Here is a 21470-nt window from a genome sequence, read left to right on the forward strand (position 1 = left end):
ATGGTGTTGGGCAGGGTGTCGACGACAGTGCCTTCCATTTCGAAGCTGTCTTCTTTCGACATGCAGTAAAGCCCTCGGTGTCCAATGAATGGCCCGGTGCAACTGCGCCAGGCAAAAGCGGCGTGCATTGTGCCCGAAAAATGGGGTTTAAGCCAAGGGGTTCAGTTAAGAGTGCTCCATCTCTGACTAATTAGTAGCTCAATTGGGCGATATTCAGTCTTGTAGTTCATTTTTTTACAGTTTTTGATCCAGTATCCCAGGTACAAGGCGTCGAGCCCCAGGCGGCGGGCTTCGGCAATTTGCCACAAAATACCGTAACGCCCTAGGCTGCGACGCTCCTCGGCGGGTTCGTAGAAGGTATACACCGCCGATAAACCGTTAGGCAGGACGTCAGTGACAGCGACTGCCATGAGCCGTTTGTCGAGGCGAAACTCGTAGAAGGTCGAAAACGGCAGATCGCGCACCAGAAACGTTGAAAACTGATCTCGGCTGGGCGGAAACATATCGCCATCAGCATGACGCTGTTCGATATAGCGCTGGTAGAGATCAAAGTGCTCTTCACTAAAACTGGGCTTTACGGCCTGTACAGTCAGGTCGGAGTTGCGCTTGAAAATACGTTTTTGTTGACGGTTGGGTACAAACAGGGCGGTAGGAATACGCGCGGCAGTACAGGCGTCGCACTTCAGGCAATGCGGGCGATAGAGGTGGTCACCACTGCGACGAAAGCCCATCTCGGACAGGTCGGCGTAAACCTGCACATCCATTGGCTGACTGGGGTCGAGGAACAGCGTGGTGGCTTGTTCGTCGGGCAGGTAGCTGCATGTGTGAGGTTGAGTGGCATAGAACTTCAAGCGCGCCAGCTCGGTCATGATCGGCCCTCGGGAAATCTTTGAATTAAGTGTAAGTCAGTGTGTGAAAGGTGCCTATAAAACCCATGTTGCCGTTGTAGGTTGGTCCAGGTGGCCGCGCAAATAGTCGGCAAATTGCTGGCGCGGGATAGCACGGGCACCCAAGCTGTGCAGGTGGTGGGTGGGCATCTGGCAATCAATCAGTACAAACCCCCAGGCTTGGAGCTGTTTGACCAGGGTGGCGAAACCCACTTTCGACGCATTGTCGGCGCGGCTGAACATGGACTCGCCAAAAAAGAGTTGGCCCATTGCCAGCCCGTACAGGCCACCCACCAGCTCGCCGTTATCCCAGACCTCGACGGAGTGAGCGTGGCCACGAGCATGCAATTCAATGTAAGCGTTTTGCATGTTGTCGGTAATCCAGGTGCCGTCCGCATCACGGCGGGGCCCTGCGCACGCGTGGATGACACTGACGAAGTCACGGTCGAAAGTCACCTGGTAGCGTTGCTGGCGTAGAAGTTTAGCCAGGCTGCGCGACACATGCAGTTCGTCCGGGAACAGCACGGTGCGTGGATCTGGCGACCACCATAAAATGGGCTGGCCTTCGGAAAACCATGGAAAGCAGCCGTGACGGTAGGCCTTGATCAGCCGGTCTGGCGAGAGGTCGCCACCCGCGGCTAAAAGCCCGTTTGGCTCGCGCATGGCCTTTGTCAGGGGCGGGAATGTCAGTGTGTCGCGTTTTAACCAGGTCAGCATGGTAATCAGTCTTGCATGAAGAGAGGGGGAGGCCTGCAACTCTGCTGTACTCGTGCGGTCTTAAAGGGTCTGCCCGTTAAAGCCGAGCGCCGTTTCGACCCTGCTATAAGTCTTTGTCACAAAAGGTAATGCATGCTCAAATTGGGGCTGCTCAAGGCAATGCCGGGCGAATGTGCCCGTCCCTTGCTGGCGCGTGGCATCAACGGCTTAAACCCGTACAATGGCCCACCCGTATGAGCTGTTCTAGACTGCACAGACTAATCCGTCTTCCGGGGTGGCCGAGTTTTGTTCAGAGGGTATATTACAAGGCTCCGTGCAAGGCTAGTCCAGTGTCATGTGTGAACTTGTCTCCTGTTCGTTATGAGCAGTATTTTGTAGTCAATCAATAGTTGTGCGCGCCATGTGCGCAGGAAAAGACGCGTTTTGAAGAAATCCACAGCAGCACCTCAAGCAGTTCCTCTCTGGCGTCAGCAATTGCACTACCGACTCAAGGAAGGTGCATTAATCGCTATCGGTGCCCTTTGCCTCTTCATAATTATGGCGTTGTTGACCTACAGCAAGGACGACCCGGGCTGGAGCCATGACAGCCGTGTCGTGGATGTGCAGAATTTCGGTGGCCCTGCGGGCTCTTACAGTGCTGACATCCTGTTTATGGTGCTCGGCTACTTTGCGTATATTTTCCCTTTGCTGCTGGCGATCAAGGCCTATCAGATCTTCCGCGAACGGCACCAGCCGTGGCAGTGGAGTGGCTGGTTGTTTTCGTGGCGCCTGGTCGGGTTGATCTTTCTGGTCATTGCGGGTGCGGCGCTGGCCCACATCCACTTTCACTCTGCTCAGGGGCTGCCCGCAGGGGCGGGCGGTGCGCTGGGGGAAAGCCTGGGTGATCTGGCTAAAAATGCCTTGAATATCCAAGGCAGCACTCTGCTGCTGATTGCAGTGTTCCTGTTTGGCCTGACGGTGTTCACCGACCTGTCGTGGTTCAAGGTCATGGACATTACCGGCAAGATCACCCTTGACCTGTTCGAGCTGATCCAGGGCGCGGGGAATCGCTGGTGGGCGGACCGCAACGAGCGCAAGCAACTGGTGGCGCAACTGCGTGAGGTGGATAACCGGGTCAATGAGGTGGTGGCACCCAGCGTTCCCGACAAGCGTGAGCAGGCCAAGGCCAAAGAGCGCTTGATTGAGCGCGAACAGGCGCTGACCAAGCACATGTCCGAGCGTGAAAAGCACGTGCCGGCCGTCATTGCGCCCGCACCGGCCAAGGCCCCTGAGCCCAGCAAACGGGTGCAAAAAGAGAAGCAGGTTCCATTGTTTGTCGACAGTGCGGTGGAAGGCACATTGCCCCCTATCTCGATTCTGGACTCGGCCGAGAAGAAACAGCTCAATTATTCCCCGGAGTCTCTGGCAGCCGTTGGCCATTTGCTTGAGATAAAACTCAAGGAGTTCGGGGTGGAAGTGACGGTTGACTCCATTCACCCGGGCCCGGTGATTACCCGTTATGAAATCCAGCCGGCGGCTGGGGTCAAGGTCAGCCGTATTGCCAACCTGGCCAAAGACCTTGCCCGTTCGCTGGCGGTAACCAGCGTACGGGTGGTTGAAGTCATTCCAGGCAAAACCACGGTGGGCATCGAAATCCCCAACGAAGACCGCCTGATCGTGCGGTTCTCTGAAGTGTTATCGACCCCTGAGTTTGATGATGCCAAGTCGCCGGTGACTCTGGCTTTGGGCCATGACATTGGCGGTAAGCCGGTTATTACAGACCTGGCCAAAATGCCGCATTTGCTGGTAGCGGGTACGACGGGTTCTGGTAAGTCTGTGGGCGTGAACGCGATGATTCTGTCGATATTGTTCAAGTCGGGGCCTGAAGACGCCAAACTGATCATGATCGACCCGAAAATGTTGGAGTTGTCGATTTACGAAGGCATCCCGCATTTGCTCTGCCCGGTGGTCACGGACATGAAAGATGCGGCCAACGCCTTGCGCTGGAGCGTCGCTGAAATGGAGCGACGTTACAAGTTGATGGCCAAGATGGGCGTGCGTAACCTCGCCGGCTTCAACCAGAAGATCAAGGAAGCTCAAGCCGCTGGCGAACCGCTGACCGACCCTCTGTACAAGCGCGAAAGCATTCACGATGAAGCACCGCTCTTGACCAAGCTGCCGACCATTGTAGTGGTGGTCGACGAGTTCGCCGACATGATGATGATCGTCGGTAAAAAGGTCGAAGAACTGATTGCCCGTATTGCCCAGAAAGCCCGGGCGGCCGGTATTCATTTGATTCTTGCTACACAGCGCCCTTCGGTGGACGTGATTACCGGCCTGATCAAGGCCAACATTCCGACGCGTATGGCCTTCCAGGTTTCCAGCAAGATCGACTCACGCACGATCATCGACCAAGGCGGTGCCGAGCAACTGTTGGGCCACGGTGACATGCTCTACATGCCGCCGGGCACCAGCCTGCCGATTCGTGTGCACGGTGCGTTTGTGTCCGATGAGGAAGTGCACCGTGTGGTTGAAGCCTGGAAGCTGCGCGGCAGCCCGGATTACAACGACGATATTCTCAGTGGCGTTGAAGAGGCGGGCAGCGGGTTTGAGGGCGGCAGTGGTGAGGGCAGTGAAGACAGCGAGACAGATGCGCTGTATGACGAAGCCGTTCAATTTGTACTCGAAAGCCGCCGCGCTTCGATCTCTGCGGTGCAGCGCAAACTCAAGATCGGTTACAACCGGGCTGCTCGTATGATCGAGTCCATGGAAATGGCTGGCGTTGTGACTGCTATGAACACCAATGGCTCACGCGAAGTGTTGGCTCCAGCGCCTATGCGTGACTGATCTGCCCGCGACGTTGTCGCGGGCAGCGATTAACTAATCAATGAGGATTTTCATGCGTCTTATCAGCATGCTGTTGTTGCCTGTTCTGGCGTTCTCTTCGCTTTCGGCCCATGCCGATGCTGAAAGTGTGAAGCGCCTCGGCCAATTGTTGGGCTCTGATACCATCACGGCACGTTTTTCCCAGTTGACGCTGGACGGCAGTGGTACGCAACTTCAGGAAACAGCCGGTGAAATGGCCGTCAAGCGTCCAGGCTTGTTCTACTGGCACACGGATGCACCGAACGAGCAAACGATGATTTCCGATGGTCAGAAAGTCACGCTCTGGGACCCGGACCTTGAGCAGGCCACCATCAAGAAGCTGGATCAGCGCCTGACCCAGACACCGGCCTTGTTACTGTCCGGCGATGTGTCAAAAATCAGTGAGAGTTTCGATATCACCTCCAAACAGGCGGGTGACGTGATGGACTTTACGCTGAAGCCAAAAACAAAGGACACGCTGTTCGACTCCCTGCGGTTGTCGTTCCGGGGTGGCAAGATCAACGATATGCAGTTGATTGACAGCGTTGGTCAACGCACCAACATCCTGTTCAACGGGGTGAAGGTCAACGAGCCTGTGCCTGCTTCCAAATTCAAGTTCGATATCCCGAAAGGGGCTGATGTCATCCAGGAATAACCTGGACCAAGAGGTTTCAAGCGCTGCCCATGGATCTGTTTCGAAGTGCCCCGATTGCCCAACCCCTGGCGGCCCGTTTGCGGGCCGCCAACCTGGACGAGTATGTCGGCCAGGAGCACCTGCTCGCTCGCGGCAAACCCCTGCGCGAAGCGCTGGAGCAAGGTGCGCTGCATTCCATGATTTTCTGGGGCCCGCCCGGGGTGGGCAAGACCACCTTGGCGCGCTTGCTGGCAGAGGTCTCGGATGCCCATTTCGAAACCGTCTCGGCGGTGCTCGCTGGCGTCAAAGAGATCCGCCAGGCGGTTGAAATGGCCAAGCAGCAGGCCGGTCAATACGGGCGGCGTACTCTTCTGTTTGTCGATGAAGTGCACCGCTTCAACAAGTCGCAGCAGGATGCATTTCTGCCCTACGTCGAAGATGGCACCTTGATTTTTATTGGGGCGACCACCGAGAACCCGTCGTTTGAGTTGAACAACGCCCTGTTGTCGCGCGCGCGCGTGTACGTGCTCAAAAGCCTCGACGAGGCGGCTTTGCGCAAGTTGGTACACCGTGCGTTGACCGAAGACAAAGGTTTGGGCAAGCGCGGCCTGACTCTGGGTGATGAGGGGTTCCAAACGTTGCTCAGGGCCGCTGATGGCGATGGCCGGCGGTTGCTTAACCTGCTTGAAAACGCCTCAGACCTGGCCGAAGACAACAGCGAAATCGGCACCGACTTGCTGCAAAGCCTGTTGGGTGATACCCAGCGCCGGTTCGACAAAGGCGGCGAAGCCTTCTACGACCAGATATCGGCGCTGCACAAGTCAGTACGCGGCTCCAACCCGGACGGGGCGCTGTATTGGTTTGCCCGTATGATCGACGGTGGGTGCGACCCGTTGTACATCGCACGCCGGGTGGTGCGCATGGCCAGTGAAGACATCGGTAACGCTGACCCGCGGGCCTTGAGCCTGTGTTTGTCAGCCTGGGACGTACAAGAGCGCCTCGGCAGCCCTGAAGGCGAGTTGGCCGTGGCGCAAGCCATTACCTACCTGGCCTGTGCGCCGAAAAGCAACGCGGTGTACATGGGCTTTAAAGCGGCATTGCGCAGTGCGGCTGAGCACGGCTCGCTCGAAGTTCCACTGCATTTGCGCAATGCGCCGACCAAGCTCATGAAGCAATTGGGCTATGGCGGCGAATACCGCTACGCCCATGACGAACCGGATGCGTATGCTGCCGGTGAAGACTATTTCCCCGATGAGCTGGAGCCCTTGGCGCTCTATCAGCCAGTACCGAGGGGGCTTGAGTTGAAAATTGGCGAAAAGCTCAAACACCTGGCTGCTCTGGATCAGGCCAGCCCTCTACAGCGGAGAAAAGAGTGATTCCCTTGATCGCTGCTGTGACGGTGGGCGGTATCGCAGGCACTTTATTGCGTTTCGCGACCGGTAATTGGGTGAACGCCAATTGGCCAAAGCACTTCTATACCGCGACATTGGCCGTTAATATCGTGGGCTGCCTGCTGATTGGCTTCCTTTACGGGCTTTTTTTAATCCGCCCGGAAGTCCCTATTGAAGTCCGCGCTGGACTGATGGTGGGTTTCCTGGGCGGTTTGACGACTTTTTCATCCTTTTCTCTGGATACGGTGCGCCTGCTGGAAAATGGGCAAGTGCCACTGGCACTGGGCTATGCCGCCCTCAGCGTATTCGGTGGGCTGCTCGCGACCTGGGCTGGCCTGTCCCTGACCAAACTTTGATAAACGAGAAACCGACATGCTCGATTCCAAACTGTTACGTAGCAACCTTCTGGACGTAGCGGATCGCCTGGCATCCCGAGGCTTCACGCTGGACGTGGCGCGCATCGACGCGCTCGAAGCCCGCCGCAAGGAAGTCCAGACGCTGACCGAGAAGCTTCAGGCTGAGCGTAATGCGATTTCCAAAAGTATCGGTCAAGCCAAGGCGCGGGGCGAAGATATCGCGCCCCTGATGGCCAGCGTTGAAACCATGGGCAGCGATCTGACCCACGGCAAAGTTGAGCTGGAAGCGATCCAGACTGAACTGGACTCGATCCTGTTGAGCCTGCCCAACCTGCCGCACGAATCCGTGCCAGTCGGGGCTGACGAAGACGACAACGTCGAAATTCGTCGTTGGGGTACCCCGAAGGCATTTGATTTCGAAATCAAGGACCATGTTGCGCTTGGCGAGCAACATGGCTGGCTGGACTTTGAAACTGCAGCAAAATTGTCAGGTGCCCGCTTTGCCTTGCTGCGTGGCCCGATCGCCCGGCTGCATCGCGCGCTGGCGCAGTTCATGCTCAACCTGCACATCAACGAACACGGCTATGAAGAGGCCTACACGCCTTATCTGGTTCAGGCACCTGCGTTGCAGGGCACGGGTCAGTTGCCTAAATTTGAAGAGGACCTGTTCAAAATCAGCCGTGAAGGTGAGGCTGATCTGTACTTGATTCCGACCGCTGAAGTGTCGCTGACCAACATCGTGGCGGGCGACATCGTCGACCACAAAACCCTGCCGATCAAGTTTGTGGCTCACACACCGTGCTTTCGCAGTGAAGCCGGCGCTTCGGGGCGTGACACCCGCGGCATGATTCGTCAGCACCAGTTCGACAAGGTCGAGATGGTTCAGATTGTTGAGCCTTCCACCTCGATGGATGCGCTGGAAGGTCTGGTAGGCAACGCTGAGAAAGTCCTGCAACTGCTTGAGTTGCCTTACCGCACACTGGCGTTGTGCACCGGCGACATGGGCTTCAGCGCTGTTAAAACCTACGATCTTGAGGTCTGGGTTCCGAGCCAGGACAAATACCGCGAAATTTCGTCGTGCTCCAATTGCGGCGATTTCCAGGCGCGTCGTATGCAAGCCCGTTTCCGTAATCCGGAAACCGGCAAGCCTGAGTTGGTACACACCCTTAACGGTTCCGGTTTGGCAGTAGGTCGTACGCTGGTTGCCGTACTGGAGAACTACCAGCAAGCAGATGGCTCGATTCGTGTGCCTGAAGTGCTCAAGCCTTACATGGGCGGTATCGAGGTCATCGGCTAAATGGAGTTTCTGCCGCTGTTTCATAACCTGCGGGGCAGTCGCGTGCTGGTGGTCGGCGGCGGGGAAATCGCCTTGCGCAAATCCCGCTTGCTGGCCGACGCCGGTGCCGTGTTGCGGGTGGTTGCACCTGCTATAGAGCCTCAGCTGTGCGAGTTGGTAAACAGCAGCGGCGGTGAGCAAGTCTTGCGCGGCTATGTTGAGGCAGACCTTGACGGGTGTGTGCTGATCATTGCCGCCACGGACGACGAACCGCTTAATGCCCAGGTTTCCGCTGATGCACACCGACGTTGTGTGCCGGTTAATGTGGTGGATGCGCCAGCCCTGTGTAGCGTGATTTTCCCTGCTATTGTCGACCGTTCACCGCTGGTCATCGCTATTTCCAGTGGTGGTGACGCGCCTGTGCTGGCGCGTTTGATTCGGGCCAAGATCGAAACCTGGATCCCTTCGACTTACGGTCAACTGGCCGGCCTTGCCGCGCGTTTCCGAACCCGGGTCAAAGGCCTGTTTCCGGATGTGCAGCAACGCCGCGGGTTCTGGGAAGATGTGTTCCAGGGCCCGATTGCCGACCGTCAACTGGCCGGGCAGGGCACTGAAGCTGAACGCTTGCTGGAGGCCAAGATCAACGGCGAAGCAGCGCTGACCACGGGTGAGGTTTACCTGGTCGGGGCCGGCCCCGGTGATCCTGACTTGTTGACCTTTCGCGCCTTGCGCTTGATGCAGCAAGCCGATGTGGTGCTGTACGACCGTCTGGTGGCTCCTGCGATTCTTGAGCTTTGCCGCCGTGATGCCGAGCGTGTGTATGTCGGTAAACGTCGCGCCGATCATGCGGTGCCCCAAGACCAGATCAATCAGCAACTGGTCGATCTGGCCAGGCAAGGCAAGCGTGTGGTGCGGCTCAAAGGGGGCGATCCGTTTATCTTTGGCCGGGGTGGCGAAGAAATCGAAGAGCTGGCGGCGCATGGCATTCCGTTTCAAGTGGTGCCGGGTATTACCGCTGCCAGTGGTTGCTCGGCGTACGCCGGTATTCCGCTGACCCATCGTGATTACGCGCAGTCCGTGCGTTTTGTCACGGGGCACTTGAAGGATGGCACCAGCAACCTGCCTTGGAACGACCTGGTCGCTCCGGCGCAAACGCTGGTGTTCTACATGGGCCTGGTAGGGCTGCCGACCATCTGCGAGCAACTGATTAAACACGGTCGCTCGGCTGATACGCCGGCCGCGCTGATTCAGCAAGGCACCACTTCCAACCAGCGCGTGTTCACCGGCACCTTGGGTAACTTGCCGCAACTGGTAGCGGAGCATGAAGTCCATGCTCCGACGCTGGTGATCGTCGGTGAGGTGGTGTTGCTGCGTGAGAAACTGGCGTGGTTTGAAGGCGCTCAATCCCAAGTCTGATTGAGTCGGTAGCGAGCGTGCTCGCTACCGATGATTCTCAGCCCCTGTTGTCCCCCACCAAACTTTCTACCGACGGCACGCGCGTATCGCTTTCCATCTGGGCATCGTGTTCCAACTGATGGCTAAAGCGGTCCAGTGACCCTTGCGCGGGTTGGGCATCGCTGGCAAATACCGGCGGGCTCATCATATAGGCTCCCAACAATCGGCTCAGCGCCGCGAGGCTATCGATATGGGTACGCTCATAGCCGTGGGTTGCATCACAACCGAAGGCCAGCAAGGCGCAGCGAATGTCATGCCCGGCGGTCACCGCCGAGTGCGCGTCACTGAAGTAATAGCGGAACATATCCCGGCGTACGGGCAATTCATGTTCCGTCGCCAGGCGCAGCAAGTGCCGTGACAAGTGATAGTCATACGGCCCGCCCGAGTCCTGCATGGCCACACTGACGGCGTGTTCGTTTGAATGCTGGCCCGGTGCAACCGGCGCAATATCAATCCCCACAAATTCACTGACATCCCAAGGTAACGCTGCGGCGGCACCGCTGCCGGTTTCTTCGGTGATGGTGAACAGAGGGTGGCAATCGATCTGCGGTTGTTCGCCACTGTCGACAATGGCTTTGAGCGCTGCCAGCAAGGCGGCCACGCCAGCCTTGTCGTCCAGGTGCCGCGCGCTGATATGGCCGCTGTCTGTAAACTCCGGCAGCGGGTCAAAGGCTACAAAATCACCTATGTTCACCCCCAGTGAATCGCAGTCGGCGCGGGTGGTGCTGTAGGCGTCCAGACGCAACTCGATGTGGTCCCAACTGACCGGCAGTTCGTCCACCGCCGTGTTGAAAGCATGGCCTGATGCCATTAATGGCAGCACACTGCCGCGAATAACACCATTGTCGGTAAACAGGCTGACACGGCTGCCTTCAGCAAAACGGCTGGACCAACAGCCTACGGGTGCCAGCACCAGACGGCCGTTGTCCTTGATGGCACGTACGCTGGCACCAATGGTGTCCAGATGGGCAGACACCGCACGGTCCGGGCTGTTTTTCTGGCCTTTGAGGGTGGCGCGCAAGGTCCCGCGCCGGGTCAGTTCGAATGGAATACCCAGCTCTTCGAGGCGTTCAGCCACGTAGCGCACGATAGTGTCGGTGAAACCGGTAGGGCTGGGGATGGCCAGCATTTCCAGCAGTACCCGTTGCAGGTAGTCAAGGTCAGGTTCGGGGAGGGTGCGATTCATAAAGACTCCTGAGTGAAAGGCTTGCCCCCTTTTGCAAGGGGGCAGGCCCGATAACGTGCAGCGGCTGCGCTCAGGGCGCAGGCTGACTGTGGGGGAACAACAGGTCGACAAAACGTTCAGCCGTGGGCTGAGGCCCGTGGTTGGCGAGCCCGGCCCGCTCGTTGGCTTCAATAAACACATACTCGGGCTGGTCGGCAGCTGGCACGATCAAGTCCAGCCCCACCACCGGGATGTCCAGCGCCCGTGCCGCGCGAATGGCGGCGTCCGCGAGTACCGGGTGCAAGACCTCGGTCACATCTTCCAGGCAACCGCCGGTGTGCAGGTTGGCGGTACGGCGCACGGATAACACCTGGCCGGTGGGCAGAATGCTGTCGTATTCAAAGCCTGCGGCCTGCACGGTACGCAGTGTTTCGGTGTCCAGCGGGATGCGGCTCTCGCCTTCGGTCGCAGCTTGACGGCGGCGGCTTTGAGCCTCAATCAATTGCAGGACGCTGTGCTGGCCATCACCCACCACTTGCGCCGGGCGACGTATAGCGGCAGCGACGACCTCAAAACCGATGACGACGATCCGCAAGTCGTCCCCTTCATGAAAGCTCTCAAGCAGCACCCGGCTGTCAAATGCCCGGGCAGCTTCGATGGCTTGTTGCACGTGTTTGAGGGTGCACAGATCGACTGCCACACCGTTGCCTTGTTCGCCGTCCACCGGTTTGACCACCACCCGTTTGTGCAACGCCAGAAACGCCAGCGTATCTTCGGTGTTGCCGGCCAGTTGCTGGGTGGGCAGGCGCAGCCCGGCCTGGGTGAGTACTGAGTGGGTCAGACGTTTGTCCTGGCACAGGCTCATGCTGATGGCGCTGGTCAGGTCGCTGAGGGACTCACGGCAGCGAATACGCCGTCCGCCGTGGTTAAGGGTGAATAGCCCGGCACTGGCATCGTCAATGTGTACGTCAATGCCGCGTCGATGAGCTTCTTCAACAATGATGCGCGCATAGGGGTTAAGCCCGACCTCTGGGCCAGGGCCGAGAAACAGCGGCTGGTTGATGCCGTTTTTGCGCTTGATGGCAAAGGTGGTGAGGGTGCGAAAGCCCAGCTTGGCGTACAGGTTTTTGGCCGGCTCATTATCGTGCAGCACCGACAGGTCGAGGTAGCTCAAGCCCCGGCTCATGAAATGTTCGATCAAATGACGCACCAGCACTTCACCGACACCCGGCCGCGTGCAGCGCGGGTCAATGGCCAGGCACCACAGGCTGCTGCCGTTTTCCGGGTCGTGAAACGCGGCGTGGTGATTGAGGCCCATCACGGCCCCAATCACTGCGCCGCTGTCCTCATCTTCCGCCATCCAGTACACCGGGCCGCCCAGATGGCGAGCCGTCAGGCGCGAGGCGTCGATAGGTAACATGGCGCGCGATTGATACAGCGCATTGGTGGCCTCCCAGTCCGCGTCGCTTTGCACCCGTCGGATTCGAAAGCCCCGGAACACGCGAGTGGCTGGCCGGTAATCAGTGAACCACAGGCGCAGGGTATCGGAAGGGTCCAGAAACAGTTGCTGCGGTGATTGAGCCAGCACTTGCTGGGGGGCCGCCACATAGAGCGCAATGTCACGCTCGCCCGGCCGTTCGTTAAGCAGTTCATTCGCCATGCACGCCGCGTCGGGGAAGGTGTGCCCGATCAGCAGCCGGCCCCAACCGCAATGCACGGCTGCCGGCTGGGTATTCAATGCGCTGCCGTCTTCGGCAAAGCGTGCTTGCAAGCGTTCGTATGAAGGGGCCTGGCCCCTTACCAGTCGTTGGTTGTAGGCGGTCGCGAGAGGTTTCATCGGTCAGATTCCTTGCTCGCTCAGCCACAGGTTCAAGGCCGCCAACTGCCAGAGTTTCGAGCCATTGAGGGGCGTCAGTTGACCTTGGGGATTGGTCAGCAATTGATCGATCATTGCCGGATTGAACAGCCCACGGTCCTGACTCGGGTCCAGCAGCAGGTCACGAACCCAGTTCAGCGTGTTGCCCTGCAAATGCTTGAGCCCGGGGACTGGAAAGTAACCCTTCTTGCGGTCGATTACTTCACTGGGGATGACCCGGCGCGCGGCCTCCTTGAGTACGTGCTTGCCCCCTTCGGGCAATTTGAAGCGCGCGGGCACGCGCGCCGACAGTTCAGCCAGGCGGTAGTCCAGAAAAGGCGTGCGCGCTTCAAGGCCCCAGGCCATGGTCATGTTATCGACCCGCTTGACCGGGTCATCCACCAGCATCACCGTGCTGTCCAGCCGCAGTGCCTTGTCGACGCCGGCTTCGGCACCCGGTTGGGCAAAGTGCTCACGAACAAAGTCACCGGCCGCGTCATTGGCCGTCAGCCACTGTGGTTGCACCGTGGCTTGGTATTCATCGTAAGAGCGGTCAAAAAAGGCGGCGCGGTAGGCGGCATAAGGGTCGCTGGCACCGTCCACCTGTGGATACCAGTGGTAGCCGGCAAACAGTTCATCAGCGCCTTGGCCGCTTTGCACCACTTTGCAGTGCTTGGCCACTTCCCGTGACAGCAGGTAAAACGCGATGCAGTCGTGGCTGACCATCGGTTCACTCATGCTGCGAAACGCCGCGGGCAGTTGCTCGATGATCTCGTGCTCGCCAATGCGCAACTGATGATGTCGGGTGCCATAGTGCCGGGCGATCAAGTCCGAATACTGGAACTCATCCCCGCGTTCGCCGCCTGCATCTTCAAAACCGATGGAAAACGTCGACAGATCCTGTACGCCCACTTCCCGCAGCAAACCGACCAGCAGGCTGGAGTCGACGCCGCCGGACAGCAGCACCCCCACATCCACGGCTGCTCGCTGGCGAATGGCTACTGCTTCGCGGGTACTTTCTAAGACCTGATCGCGCCAGTCCTCAAAGGTCAGGTTGACCTCATCGGCACGCGGGCCGTAGGGCAGGGTCCACCAGGTTGTTTGCTCGGTGTGACCACTGGCATCAATGCGCATCCAGGTCGCTGGCGGCAGTTTTTCGATGCCCGCCAACAGGGTGCGGGGTGCGGGGACTACCGCATGAAAGTTCAAGTAGTGATTGAGCGCGACGGGGTCCAGCATCGGGCTGATGTCGCCGCCCTTGAGCAGCGCCGGCAACGTCGAGGCGAAACGCAGGCGCTCGCCCGTGCGCGACAGGTACAGCGGCTTGACGCCCAAACGGTCACGGGCCAGAAACAGGCGCTGGGTATCGCGCTCCCAAATGGCAAACGCGAACATGCCATTGAGTTTGGGCAGCAAAGCCTCCCCCCAGGCGTGATAACCCTTGAGAATAACCTCAGTGTCACCTCCCGAGAAAAAACAGTAGCCCAAGGCCTTCAGTTCGGTGCGCAGTTCAGGAAAGTTGTAAATCGCGCCATTGAAGGCCAATGACAGGCCTAATTGGCAGTCGACCATCGGCTGCGCCGAGCCATCTGACAAATCCATGATTTTCAGTCGACGATGGCCAAGGGCAACAGGCCCCTGACTGTGAAACCCCCAGGCATCGGGGCCACGTGGTGCAAGGTGGTGGGTGATGCGTTCGATGGCTGCCAGGTCGGCAGGTTGAAGATCAAAACGTAACTCGCCAGCTAATCCGCACATGGTGTGTAAGTCCTTGATATTTCTGCATGTGTGTTGCTACCGGTGTAAGTCGGTGCCTATGCGGGGCACCGGGTAGACGTGGTTTATCGAGTAACAGGTGTCACCAATCGTTCAATAAAACTTACAGGCGGTCGTTTTTATACCGTGGGATTTGGCAGATTTTTTGAGGTCGGAGTAGTTATGTACGGCATGGCGGGTGCCTGACGGGGATAGGTTGCACCTGAACTGTGCACACTGAAATGGACCCACCGTTATGACCGACCCCCACCGCTATCCGCCCCTTGATGCCCGCGATTCGACCCTGAGTGATCTGGAGCCGCTTGAGCTGGTTCACAGCCACATGCCCAAATGGCTGCTGGAAACGTCGCCCGAGCTCATCACGGCCCTGAATGAATCCATGGCGCAGAGCCGGGCTTACCACCGGCTGGTGGGGCAGAAATTTTCGGAGCTGGAAGGGATTGAAGCGTTCTGCGCGCCGCTGTTGATTGCGGCCCTTAAAGGCCCGGCAGGCGGCACGCTGAATGTCTTTCGTGACCGCCTGGAGGTGGTGCGGGTCTATCTGTCAGGCGATTCGACGTTTCTGGCTTCGCTCAAACGTCACTCCGTTCATGAGGAACCCAAAACGCTGCTGTGGGCCGCCTTGCAGAATTTCTCGGCGGATGAAGCGCAGGCAGGGGGTTTTGATCCGCAAAGCTATATTCGCCTTATGGGCCACCCGGGATACGCCAGTACCTTACGGCCCCATCAATTTGCAGCGTTGTGCCGACAGTTGAATCTGGGGCTCAAGTATCAACAGTACCTGCAGCGTTTTTTGGGGGTTGCACCCTCCGGCAGTTCACGCCCGAGTGCCCATGAGGAAGAGACCGAATCCAACTTGAGGCTTCTCAAACGCTATGACATGGAAGTCGATGCTCATATTGCGTTTGCCAAAAAGCAAATCTCAGCGTCTGCCTATAAAGCGCTGCTGGCGCTTGTGGCGCAGCACGAGACGCCCCGGCCGCTGGCCCCTGTCGAACTGGATGGAAAGCCGATATTACTGAGCAGTCTTTCCTTGTTGGAAACGGCCATTGACGGCGTGCTGGTGTTTTCTTCTGACGATGTACTCGCACACCCACACAATCGGTTGATTGTTTATATACCCAATGACCCTGTAGCGCCCTTGCGCGAGTTCAGCGCTTTGCAGGCCCTGACTGACGCCCTCAAGACCAGTCTGTCGAAGCCTGAATACGCGACCTTTTTCTCCCGGTTTGTGCCGTTGAGTACGCGGGCAGTGTTTGTGCAAAAGCTCAACGCCCGGCCAGAGCATTTGGGGCTGACCGCTACACACCAGCGCGTCACGGCAGCACGCTATTTATGCTCGGTGCAACTGCACAACATGTTTGCCGACGCCCAGTTGCTGGCGGTGCCTACCGGGGTGCTGGATGAACGTGAGCGTGAACAAAGATGGCAGCGCTATAAAGCAGCAGGCCTGTTTTTGGTCAATATGGCGTCGTTGTTCGTGCCAATACTGGGCGACATGATGCTGGCGGTAGCTGTCGCAGACATGCTCGCCGAGGTGTACGAAGGGGTTGAGGACTGGGCGCATGGGGACATTGACCATGCTCGCGGGCATTTGTTGAACGTAGCCAGGGATCTCGCCACGACGGCCGCAGTAGTGACCGGTGTGGCGGCGGTCAAGAAAGTAGCCTCCAGCCTGGGCCGTGCGACGCAAGAGTACGCTGAGGGGTTTGAAGCCATTAAGCGTGACGACGGCACCGCACGGCTCTGGAACAAGCAACTGGACCACTACACCTACACGGGTTCACAGCAGCATCGACGTCATTTGCGTGACGCGCAGGGGTTTTTTCATGTCGGCGGCAAGCCCCATGTCACGGTCGGCGACAAGCATTATGCCGTGCGCTGGGACGCCACGCGAAAGCAGTGGCGCATCCCCCATCCTCGGCGCCCCGACGCTTACCAGCCGGCACTGCTGAACAATCAGGCAGGTGCCTGGCAGCATGCCCACGAGCGCCCTCTGGAGTGGCAGGGCAGTACGACCTTGATCGGTCGATTGGGCCCCGGATTTGCAGCACTCGATGAGCAGACCCTGGAGCAGGTACGACAACTGACCGATACCGATAATGGGCTTATGCGACAGGTTCACTTCGAAAACCTGCCGCCGCCGGCGCTTCTGCAGATCACGCTGGAACGTTTTGCAATTGACCGGAAAATCACGCGTTTTATCGATCAAATGGGCAGTAACCGTTTCCTCAGTGCTGAGTTGGTTGACCTGCAACTGACACTGCTACCCGAACTGCCGGGTTGGCCTGAGGGCAAAGGGCTGACCCTGGTTGATGGGGCCGGGTTCAATACGGTGGAATATGGCAATGTGCTATGGCCGACCACGTCTCGCATCGTTGTCACGCCCGCACAGCTTGACCAAGGCAAGGTGCTTCACACCGTGCTGGAAGCCTTGGCACCTGAGCAGGTAACAGCACTGCTCGGCAGCCGTATTTCGCTCTCACCCCCCCCGGTATCGGCACTGGCGCAGCGCCTTGGGGCCTACGTCAGTGATCACCGTCGGGCCGTTTTTGAGCGTCTGTACCAGCGTGTGAATGTTTCCAGTGCGGCACAAGCCAAGCCTGTTGAGGTGGCATTTCCCGGTTTACCTCGCCCAGTGGCCCAAGCATTGGCCACGTCTGCCAACGATGTGGAACGGGAGATGCTGGGTACGGGCAAGGTGCCGTTGGTGCTGGCCGAGCAGGCGCGTCTTGACTTGCACGCATCACGTTTGAATCGTGCGCTCGAGGGGTTTTATCTGGAGTATCAGGCGGGGGCGGATACGCAATTACTGACGCGCCACTTTTTGACCCAGTTGCCCAATTGGCCTGTATCTGCGGCTCTGGAGCTGCGGGCGGGCTCTCCTCAAGGCGAACTGATTGAGCGTTGGGGCAGCCCGGCCGTGAGCCCACCCGTGATCGTGGTTCAGGCGCAGCAGCATTTTGAGCGATACAGCCGACAGGGCACAGGGTATAAGCGTGAGGGGCAGGATGACCTTTTATTGTCCCGAGCGCTGTTTCATTCACTGGACGGTGTGCAACGCAAAGCGTTGGGTATTGAACAGGCGCAAGCGTTTGATGCCGCCCTGGCCACCTTGGCGGCAATGAATCGCGTTGAAGCAGCTAAAACCTTGGGCATGCAGCCGATCAAACCGGGTTTTAAGGCACCGATGCGGCTGACATCCGGCAAGGTGGGTTATCCATTGTGCGGCCTGGATGCAGGTCGCTATTCAAGGTCTGTGCAGCGCCGCGTGCGCAGCCTGAACCCTGAATTTACAGACGATCATGTCCATGCCTACCTGGACTCCATCACTGAAAGTGGCCTGGACCCCTTGGCGTATCTGCGCACCCGCAAACGCGCCAAAAAAGCGTTGCGTGAGGCCTTGCAGGCATGGGTATATGCGGCACCCGACTCGGCTTTACCCTACGATTATTCGGAGAGTCGCTACCAGGCCACACGCCTGATTCAAAGCTGCTGGCGCAAGGATTCAACCCACATGCCGTGGTTGAGTGATGCCCATGTCGACCAGTTGAGCCTTGAAGGGTTGCGCGTAGGACGCCTGCCAGAACTCCCTGAGACGGTTGTGTTCGACCATGTCAGCGAATTGAATATGAGCAATATGGAGTGCAAGGACGCGTTCGATTCGTTTCTGCTGCACTTCAAGGGTTTGACGCGGCTGTACCTGGATAACAATCAATTAACTCGCCTCCCGAGCGCGCTAAGAGAGCTGACTTATTTACGCAGCCTGTCGTTGCGGCATAACGCTCTTGCGCTGACACCCCAAGATGCCGGGTTGCTGGGGGCGTTGCCCAGGCTGGAAGTCTTGAATTTGAATGACAACCCGCTGGGCCCTTTGCTTGACTTGGGCAATCTGTCTTTTATCCGGCGCGTGTATTTGCGCCGTACCGGCATCGACGCCTGGCCGCAGGGCCTTATCTCCCGACCTTTGCTGGAGGTTGCGGACCTGCGTGAAAACCAGATTCCCGAAATCCCGGCGCTGGTCTATGAAGCGCCCGCCTTGGTGTTGCGCAACATCTCGTTGTCGGGCAACCCGCTCTCTGCCGCCAGTCGCTTTCAACTGGCCAGGTTCACCCTGCGCGGTGGGAGCAGCCTGGGCATCAACAGCGAAGCGCTGGTCAGTGAAGCAGCCGCCTTTGAATATTGGACCCTGGGGATCACCAACCACGAATTGAGCCGCTGTGAAGGGCTGTGGAGCGGGCTGAGGGCAGAAGCGTTATCCAGCGATTTTTTTACGGTGATAAGCCGTTTGACCACGACCTCTGAAGCGCAGAGCATCCGCCAGGATCTTAGCCGCCGCGTGTGGGAAATGATCGAGGTGGCTTACCAACGACAAAATCTGCGTCTTGATCTTTTTGACCTTGCGGCCGCCCCCCGCACGTGCATCGACAGTGTGTTGTTGATCTTCAGCGAAATGGAAGTACAGGTTCTCTTGGGCAACCTGAGCATAACGGCTGCCACCCAGGAATCTGAGCTCTTGCACTTGGCTCGACGGCTGTTTCGGCTCAATAAAGTCAACGACCTTGCGCTGGAAGCGTATGCGCTCAAGGCCGCAGAACAGCCAGTATCAGGTGGACCTCTACCGGATGATGTTGAAGTGATGCTGGCCTATCGAATCGGGCTTGCCCAGCCGCTCGAATTGCCGGGGCAACCGAAAAGTATGACGTTTGTTCAGTTGGCGGGAGTCACCCAAGCGGATCTGGACAGTGCCCGATTACGCGTGGAGCAGGCCGAGTTGACGGTGGCGCTGAATGAGTTCATCAGTAAAACCACGTTTTGGCGTAACTACCTGATTCAGAAGTATCAAAGCGAGTTTTCACGCAAGACGACTACGTTTTTCACAGAACTCAGCGACTTGTTACGTCAGTCACCCGACATGACCAGCGAGCGCTATTTGCGTCGCGTGACAGAGATTCGCAACCAGATGGACGATCGAATCGAGCAGTGGTGCCTTGAAAAAACACGGGAAGCGCTGCACCCGACGCCGCCCGTCCAACCTGCGCCTTTAGCTGCGCCGGATCAGTGACCGTACTGCAAAACGGTTAGGGTGGCACGCTTCGGCAATGCTACGGGGCAGCGGCAAGGGCTCGTTATTGATCCAGGCCGCTAACAACTCGCCCGACAGCGGTGCAGTAATCAGGCCGCGTGAGCCGTGGCCGCTGTTGACGTACAAGCCGTCTAGCCATGGGCATGGTGTGTCGGGCACTTGGCGCGCATCCTTGGCCAGCACGGCATAGGCGTCGGCAAACGGTTGCGGATCGGCCAGAGGCCCGACGATCGGCAAATAGTCGGGGCTGGTGCAGCGAAAGGCCGCCCAGCCTTGCAAGGTGTGCGGGTTCAGTTGCGCGTGGCCTAAACGCTGCGTCATGTCCGGCGAGATCTCTGCCAGCAAATCCAGGTTGCCCTGATGCCCGGCGGGGGTCGTGGTCAGGTCTTCATTATGGAAGTCAAAGCTTGCCCCCAACGTGTGCTCGCCTAACCGGGCGGGAGCCACATAGCCTTCGGCGCAGACCACCGTGTTTAGCGCACCACTGCGGTCAGTTTCAGCCAATTGAGTGATCTGCCCGCGTATGCGCTTGAGCGGCAGACCGCTGCTGGCCGGGAAGCGCTTGACCTCCGCGGCCCCGGCGAGAATCACCACGGGTGCACTGGCCAGCACCTCATCGTCCTGGCAGGCCTGCCATTGGCCATCGATGTTGCGCAGTTGCACCACATCGTGATGGGTCAGCACCTGAACACCCGGGTGCAGGGCTTGATACTGGCACAACGCGGGAGGGTGGACCCAGCCGCCCTCGGCGTAGAACAAACCGCCATGGGCCAGTTCGATACCGGCCAGTGCCTGCGCTTCAGGTTGATCGATCAGGCGCACCAATTCGGGAGGGAAGGCGGCGGCCAGTTGCGCCTGGCGCTCGGCTTCCTTGGCATTGAAGCCCAGTTGCAGTACGCCGCAATCATCCCAGTCACGGCCGCGCTGCAAGTGTTCAAGCAGCCGACGGGTATAGCCGAATCCGCTGACAATCATTTGCGATAGGGCTGTGCCGTGGGCTGACAACTTGAGGTACAGCACGCCTTGAGGGTTGCCCGAGGCTTCCTTGGCCAAGCGCTCGTGGCGCTCCAGAAGGCTGACGTGCCAACCCCGGCGAGCGAGGCTGTTGGCGCTGGCGCAACCGGCCAGGCCACCACCGATCACCAGCGCTTTGCGCTCGCCGGCCACCTGCGGTGGGCGTGCATACCAAGGCTTGATGGCTGTTGATACCGGCGCGGCTTCAGGTGCACCCAAAAAGGTGCCGCGCAAAATTTCCCACTTGTGGCCGATGCCCGGGGTGCGACGCATCTTGAATCCGGCCTCATTCAGCGCCCGGCGTACCCAGCCGGTGCTGGTGAAGGTGCTGAGGGTGGACGCGGGCGCGGCCAGGCGGGCCAGTTGCGCGAACAGCTCAGGAGTCCACATGTCCGGGTTTTTGGCCGGGGCAAAACCGTCCAGAAACCAGGCGTCCACGTGGGCATCCAGCAGCGGCAACTGTTCCAATGCGTCGCCGATCAACAGCGTCAGGGTCACTCGGCCTTGCGCCAGCGTCAGCGTCTGAAACCCCGGGTGAATGGCAACGTAAGCGGCCAGCAGTTGTTCGCTGTAAGTCGCCAGTTCCGGCCAGAGCGCCAGGGCGCGCTGCAGGTCGTCGCGAGTCAACGGGTATTTTTCAACGCTGATGAAATGCAGGCGGGCGTCCGGCCGAGCCGTTTGCTCGAACAGTTGCCAGGCGCAGAGAAAATTCAGGCCGGTACCGAAACCGGTTTCACCGATCACCAGTGGCTGGTGGGCGGGCAGGGCAGCGAAGCGCTCTTTGAGCGCGTTCTGCTCGATAAACACATAGCGGGTTTCTTCCAGGCCGGATTTGTCTGAAAAATACACGTCGTCAAACACCCGCGAATGGGGGCGTCCTTGGTCATCCCAGTCAATCTGGGCATTGGGCAGTTCAGTAGTCATGTGCAGCTCGGCAACGGCAAGGCGGGCATTCTAGCCGATCGATGGCGCAGAGAATGAAGCAGCGCGCATTGATGAGGTTTGTTCCTACGA

Annotated in this window: 13 protein-coding genes and 1 pseudogene; 7 read left to right on the top strand and 7 right to left on the bottom strand. The window is 58.6% G+C overall.

Annotated elements, in window-relative coordinates; translation table 11 throughout:
- From Q1W15_RS14775 to aat, 3 genes and pseudogenes are all read right to left on the bottom strand, one after another.
- Window positions 1-62: pseudogene (locus Q1W15_RS14775) on the bottom strand (translation initiation factor IF-1); the annotation flags it as partial.
- Between the two features lie 99 nt (window positions 63-161).
- Window positions 162-869, bottom strand: a complete 708-nt coding sequence (locus Q1W15_RS14780) for an arginyltransferase (protein ID WP_300729794.1) — start codon at window positions 867-869, stop codon at window positions 162-164.
- A 54-nt stretch (window positions 870-923) separates the two neighbouring features.
- Window positions 924-1604: a leucyl/phenylalanyl-tRNA--protein transferase gene (gene aat / locus Q1W15_RS14785; RefSeq protein ID WP_300729796.1), complete on the bottom strand. Its 681-nt coding sequence runs from the start codon at window positions 1602-1604 to the stop codon at window positions 924-926.
- 402 nt (window positions 1605-2006) lie between these two features.
- On the opposite strand from aat, the gene Q1W15_RS14790 reads away from it, so the two are divergent.
- Genes Q1W15_RS14790 through cysG form a run of 6 tightly spaced genes read left to right on the top strand, consistent with a single transcriptional unit; the run spans window position 2007 to window position 9521 of the window.
- Window positions 2007-4430, top strand: a complete 2424-nt coding sequence (locus Q1W15_RS14790) for a DNA translocase FtsK (RefSeq protein WP_300729798.1) — start codon at window positions 2007-2009, stop codon at window positions 4428-4430.
- A gap of 52 nt (window positions 4431-4482) precedes the next feature.
- Window positions 4483-5103 carry an outer membrane lipoprotein chaperone LolA gene (lolA, locus tag Q1W15_RS14795; RefSeq protein WP_300729800.1) on the top strand — a complete coding sequence of 207 codons (621 nt, stop codon included), beginning with the start codon at window positions 4483-4485 and terminating at the stop codon, window positions 5101-5103.
- A 29-nt stretch (window positions 5104-5132) separates the two neighbouring features.
- Entirely contained in the window at window positions 5133-6458 is a 1326-nt protein-coding gene (locus Q1W15_RS14800; RefSeq protein ID WP_300729802.1) for a replication-associated recombination protein A, read from the top strand.
- Window positions 6455-6829 (top strand): fluoride efflux transporter CrcB, encoded by a 375-nt coding sequence (gene crcB / locus Q1W15_RS14805; RefSeq protein ID WP_300729804.1) that lies wholly within the window; start codon window positions 6455-6457, stop codon window positions 6827-6829. The genes Q1W15_RS14800 and crcB overlap by 4 nt, the downstream gene beginning before the upstream one ends.
- Before the next feature lie 16 nt (window positions 6830-6845).
- Entirely contained in the window at window positions 6846-8126 is a 1281-nt protein-coding gene (gene serS / locus Q1W15_RS14810) for a serine--tRNA ligase (RefSeq protein ID WP_300729806.1), read from the top strand.
- Complete coding sequence (gene cysG / locus Q1W15_RS14815) at window positions 8127-9521, top strand: siroheme synthase CysG (RefSeq protein WP_300729807.1); 1395 nt, start codon at window positions 8127-8129, stop codon at window positions 9519-9521. It begins immediately after the preceding gene.
- Between the two features lie 37 nt (window positions 9522-9558).
- Here the strand turns inward: cysG and Q1W15_RS14820 are convergent, their stop codons facing one another.
- From Q1W15_RS14820 to Q1W15_RS14830, 3 genes are all read right to left on the bottom strand, one after another.
- Window positions 9559-10746 (bottom strand): osmoprotectant NAGGN system M42 family peptidase, encoded by a 1188-nt coding sequence (locus Q1W15_RS14820; protein WP_300729808.1) that lies wholly within the window; start codon window positions 10744-10746, stop codon window positions 9559-9561.
- Window positions 10747-10816: 70 nt separating this feature from the next.
- The gene (gene ngg, locus Q1W15_RS14825) at window positions 10817-12562 is read right to left on the bottom strand and encodes an N-acetylglutaminylglutamine synthetase (RefSeq protein WP_300729809.1); all 1746 of its coding nucleotides are present in this window, start codon (window positions 12560-12562) and stop codon (window positions 10817-10819) included.
- A 3-nt stretch (window positions 12563-12565) separates the two neighbouring features.
- Window positions 12566-14338, bottom strand: a complete 1773-nt coding sequence (locus Q1W15_RS14830) for an N-acetylglutaminylglutamine amidotransferase (RefSeq protein ID WP_300729810.1) — start codon at window positions 14336-14338, stop codon at window positions 12566-12568.
- Window positions 14339-14591: 253 nt separating this feature from the next.
- Between Q1W15_RS14830 and Q1W15_RS14835 the strand changes: the two genes are divergently transcribed.
- Window positions 14592-19421, top strand: a complete 4830-nt coding sequence (locus Q1W15_RS14835) for an NEL-type E3 ubiquitin ligase domain-containing protein (protein ID WP_300729811.1) — start codon at window positions 14592-14594, stop codon at window positions 19419-19421.
- Here the strand turns inward: Q1W15_RS14835 and mnmC are convergent.
- A complete protein-coding gene (gene mnmC / locus Q1W15_RS14840; RefSeq protein ID WP_300729812.1) occupies window positions 19401-21380 on the bottom strand; it encodes a bifunctional tRNA (5-methylaminomethyl-2-thiouridine)(34)-methyltransferase MnmD/FAD-dependent 5-carboxymethylaminomethyl-2-thiouridine(34) oxidoreductase MnmC in 1980 nt (659 codons plus the stop codon). The genes Q1W15_RS14835 and mnmC overlap by 21 nt on opposite strands.
- Between the last annotated feature and the right edge of the window lie 90 nt (window positions 21381-21470).

This window comes from Pseudomonas sp. (assembly GCF_030150285.1).
In the GTDB taxonomy this organism is placed as follows: Bacteria; Pseudomonadota; Gammaproteobacteria; order Pseudomonadales; family Pseudomonadaceae; genus Aquipseudomonas.

Excerpts from the sequence above, each read along its gene's own strand:
- mnmC (WP_300729812.1), bottom strand. The coding sequence starts at position 21,380 with ATGACTACTGAACTGCCCAATGCCCAGATTGACTGGGATGACCAAGGA.
- aat (WP_300729796.1), bottom strand. The coding sequence starts at position 1,604 with ATGCTGACCTGGTTAAAACGCGACACACTGACATTCCCGCCCCTGACA.
- Q1W15_RS14780 (WP_300729794.1), bottom strand. The coding sequence starts at position 869 with ATGACCGAGCTGGCGCGCTTGAAGTTCTATGCCACTCAACCTCACACA.
- cysG (WP_300729807.1), top strand. The coding sequence starts at position 8,127 with ATGGAGTTTCTGCCGCTGTTTCATAACCTGCGGGGCAGTCGCGTGCTG.
- serS (WP_300729806.1), top strand. The coding sequence starts at position 6,846 with ATGCTCGATTCCAAACTGTTACGTAGCAACCTTCTGGACGTAGCGGAT.
- lolA (WP_300729800.1), top strand. The coding sequence starts at position 4,483 with ATGCGTCTTATCAGCATGCTGTTGTTGCCTGTTCTGGCGTTCTCTTCG.
- Q1W15_RS14830 (WP_300729810.1), bottom strand. The coding sequence starts at position 14,338 with ATGTGCGGATTAGCTGGCGAGTTACGTTTTGATCTTCAACCTGCCGAC.
- Q1W15_RS14835 (WP_300729811.1), top strand. The coding sequence starts at position 14,592 with ATGACCGACCCCCACCGCTATCCGCCCCTTGATGCCCGCGATTCGACC.
- Q1W15_RS14820 (WP_300729808.1), bottom strand. The coding sequence starts at position 10,746 with ATGAATCGCACCCTCCCCGAACCTGACCTTGACTACCTGCAACGGGTA.
- Q1W15_RS14800 (WP_300729802.1), top strand. The coding sequence starts at position 5,133 with ATGGATCTGTTTCGAAGTGCCCCGATTGCCCAACCCCTGGCGGCCCGT.
- ngg (WP_300729809.1), bottom strand. The coding sequence starts at position 12,562 with ATGAAACCTCTCGCGACCGCCTACAACCAACGACTGGTAAGGGGCCAG.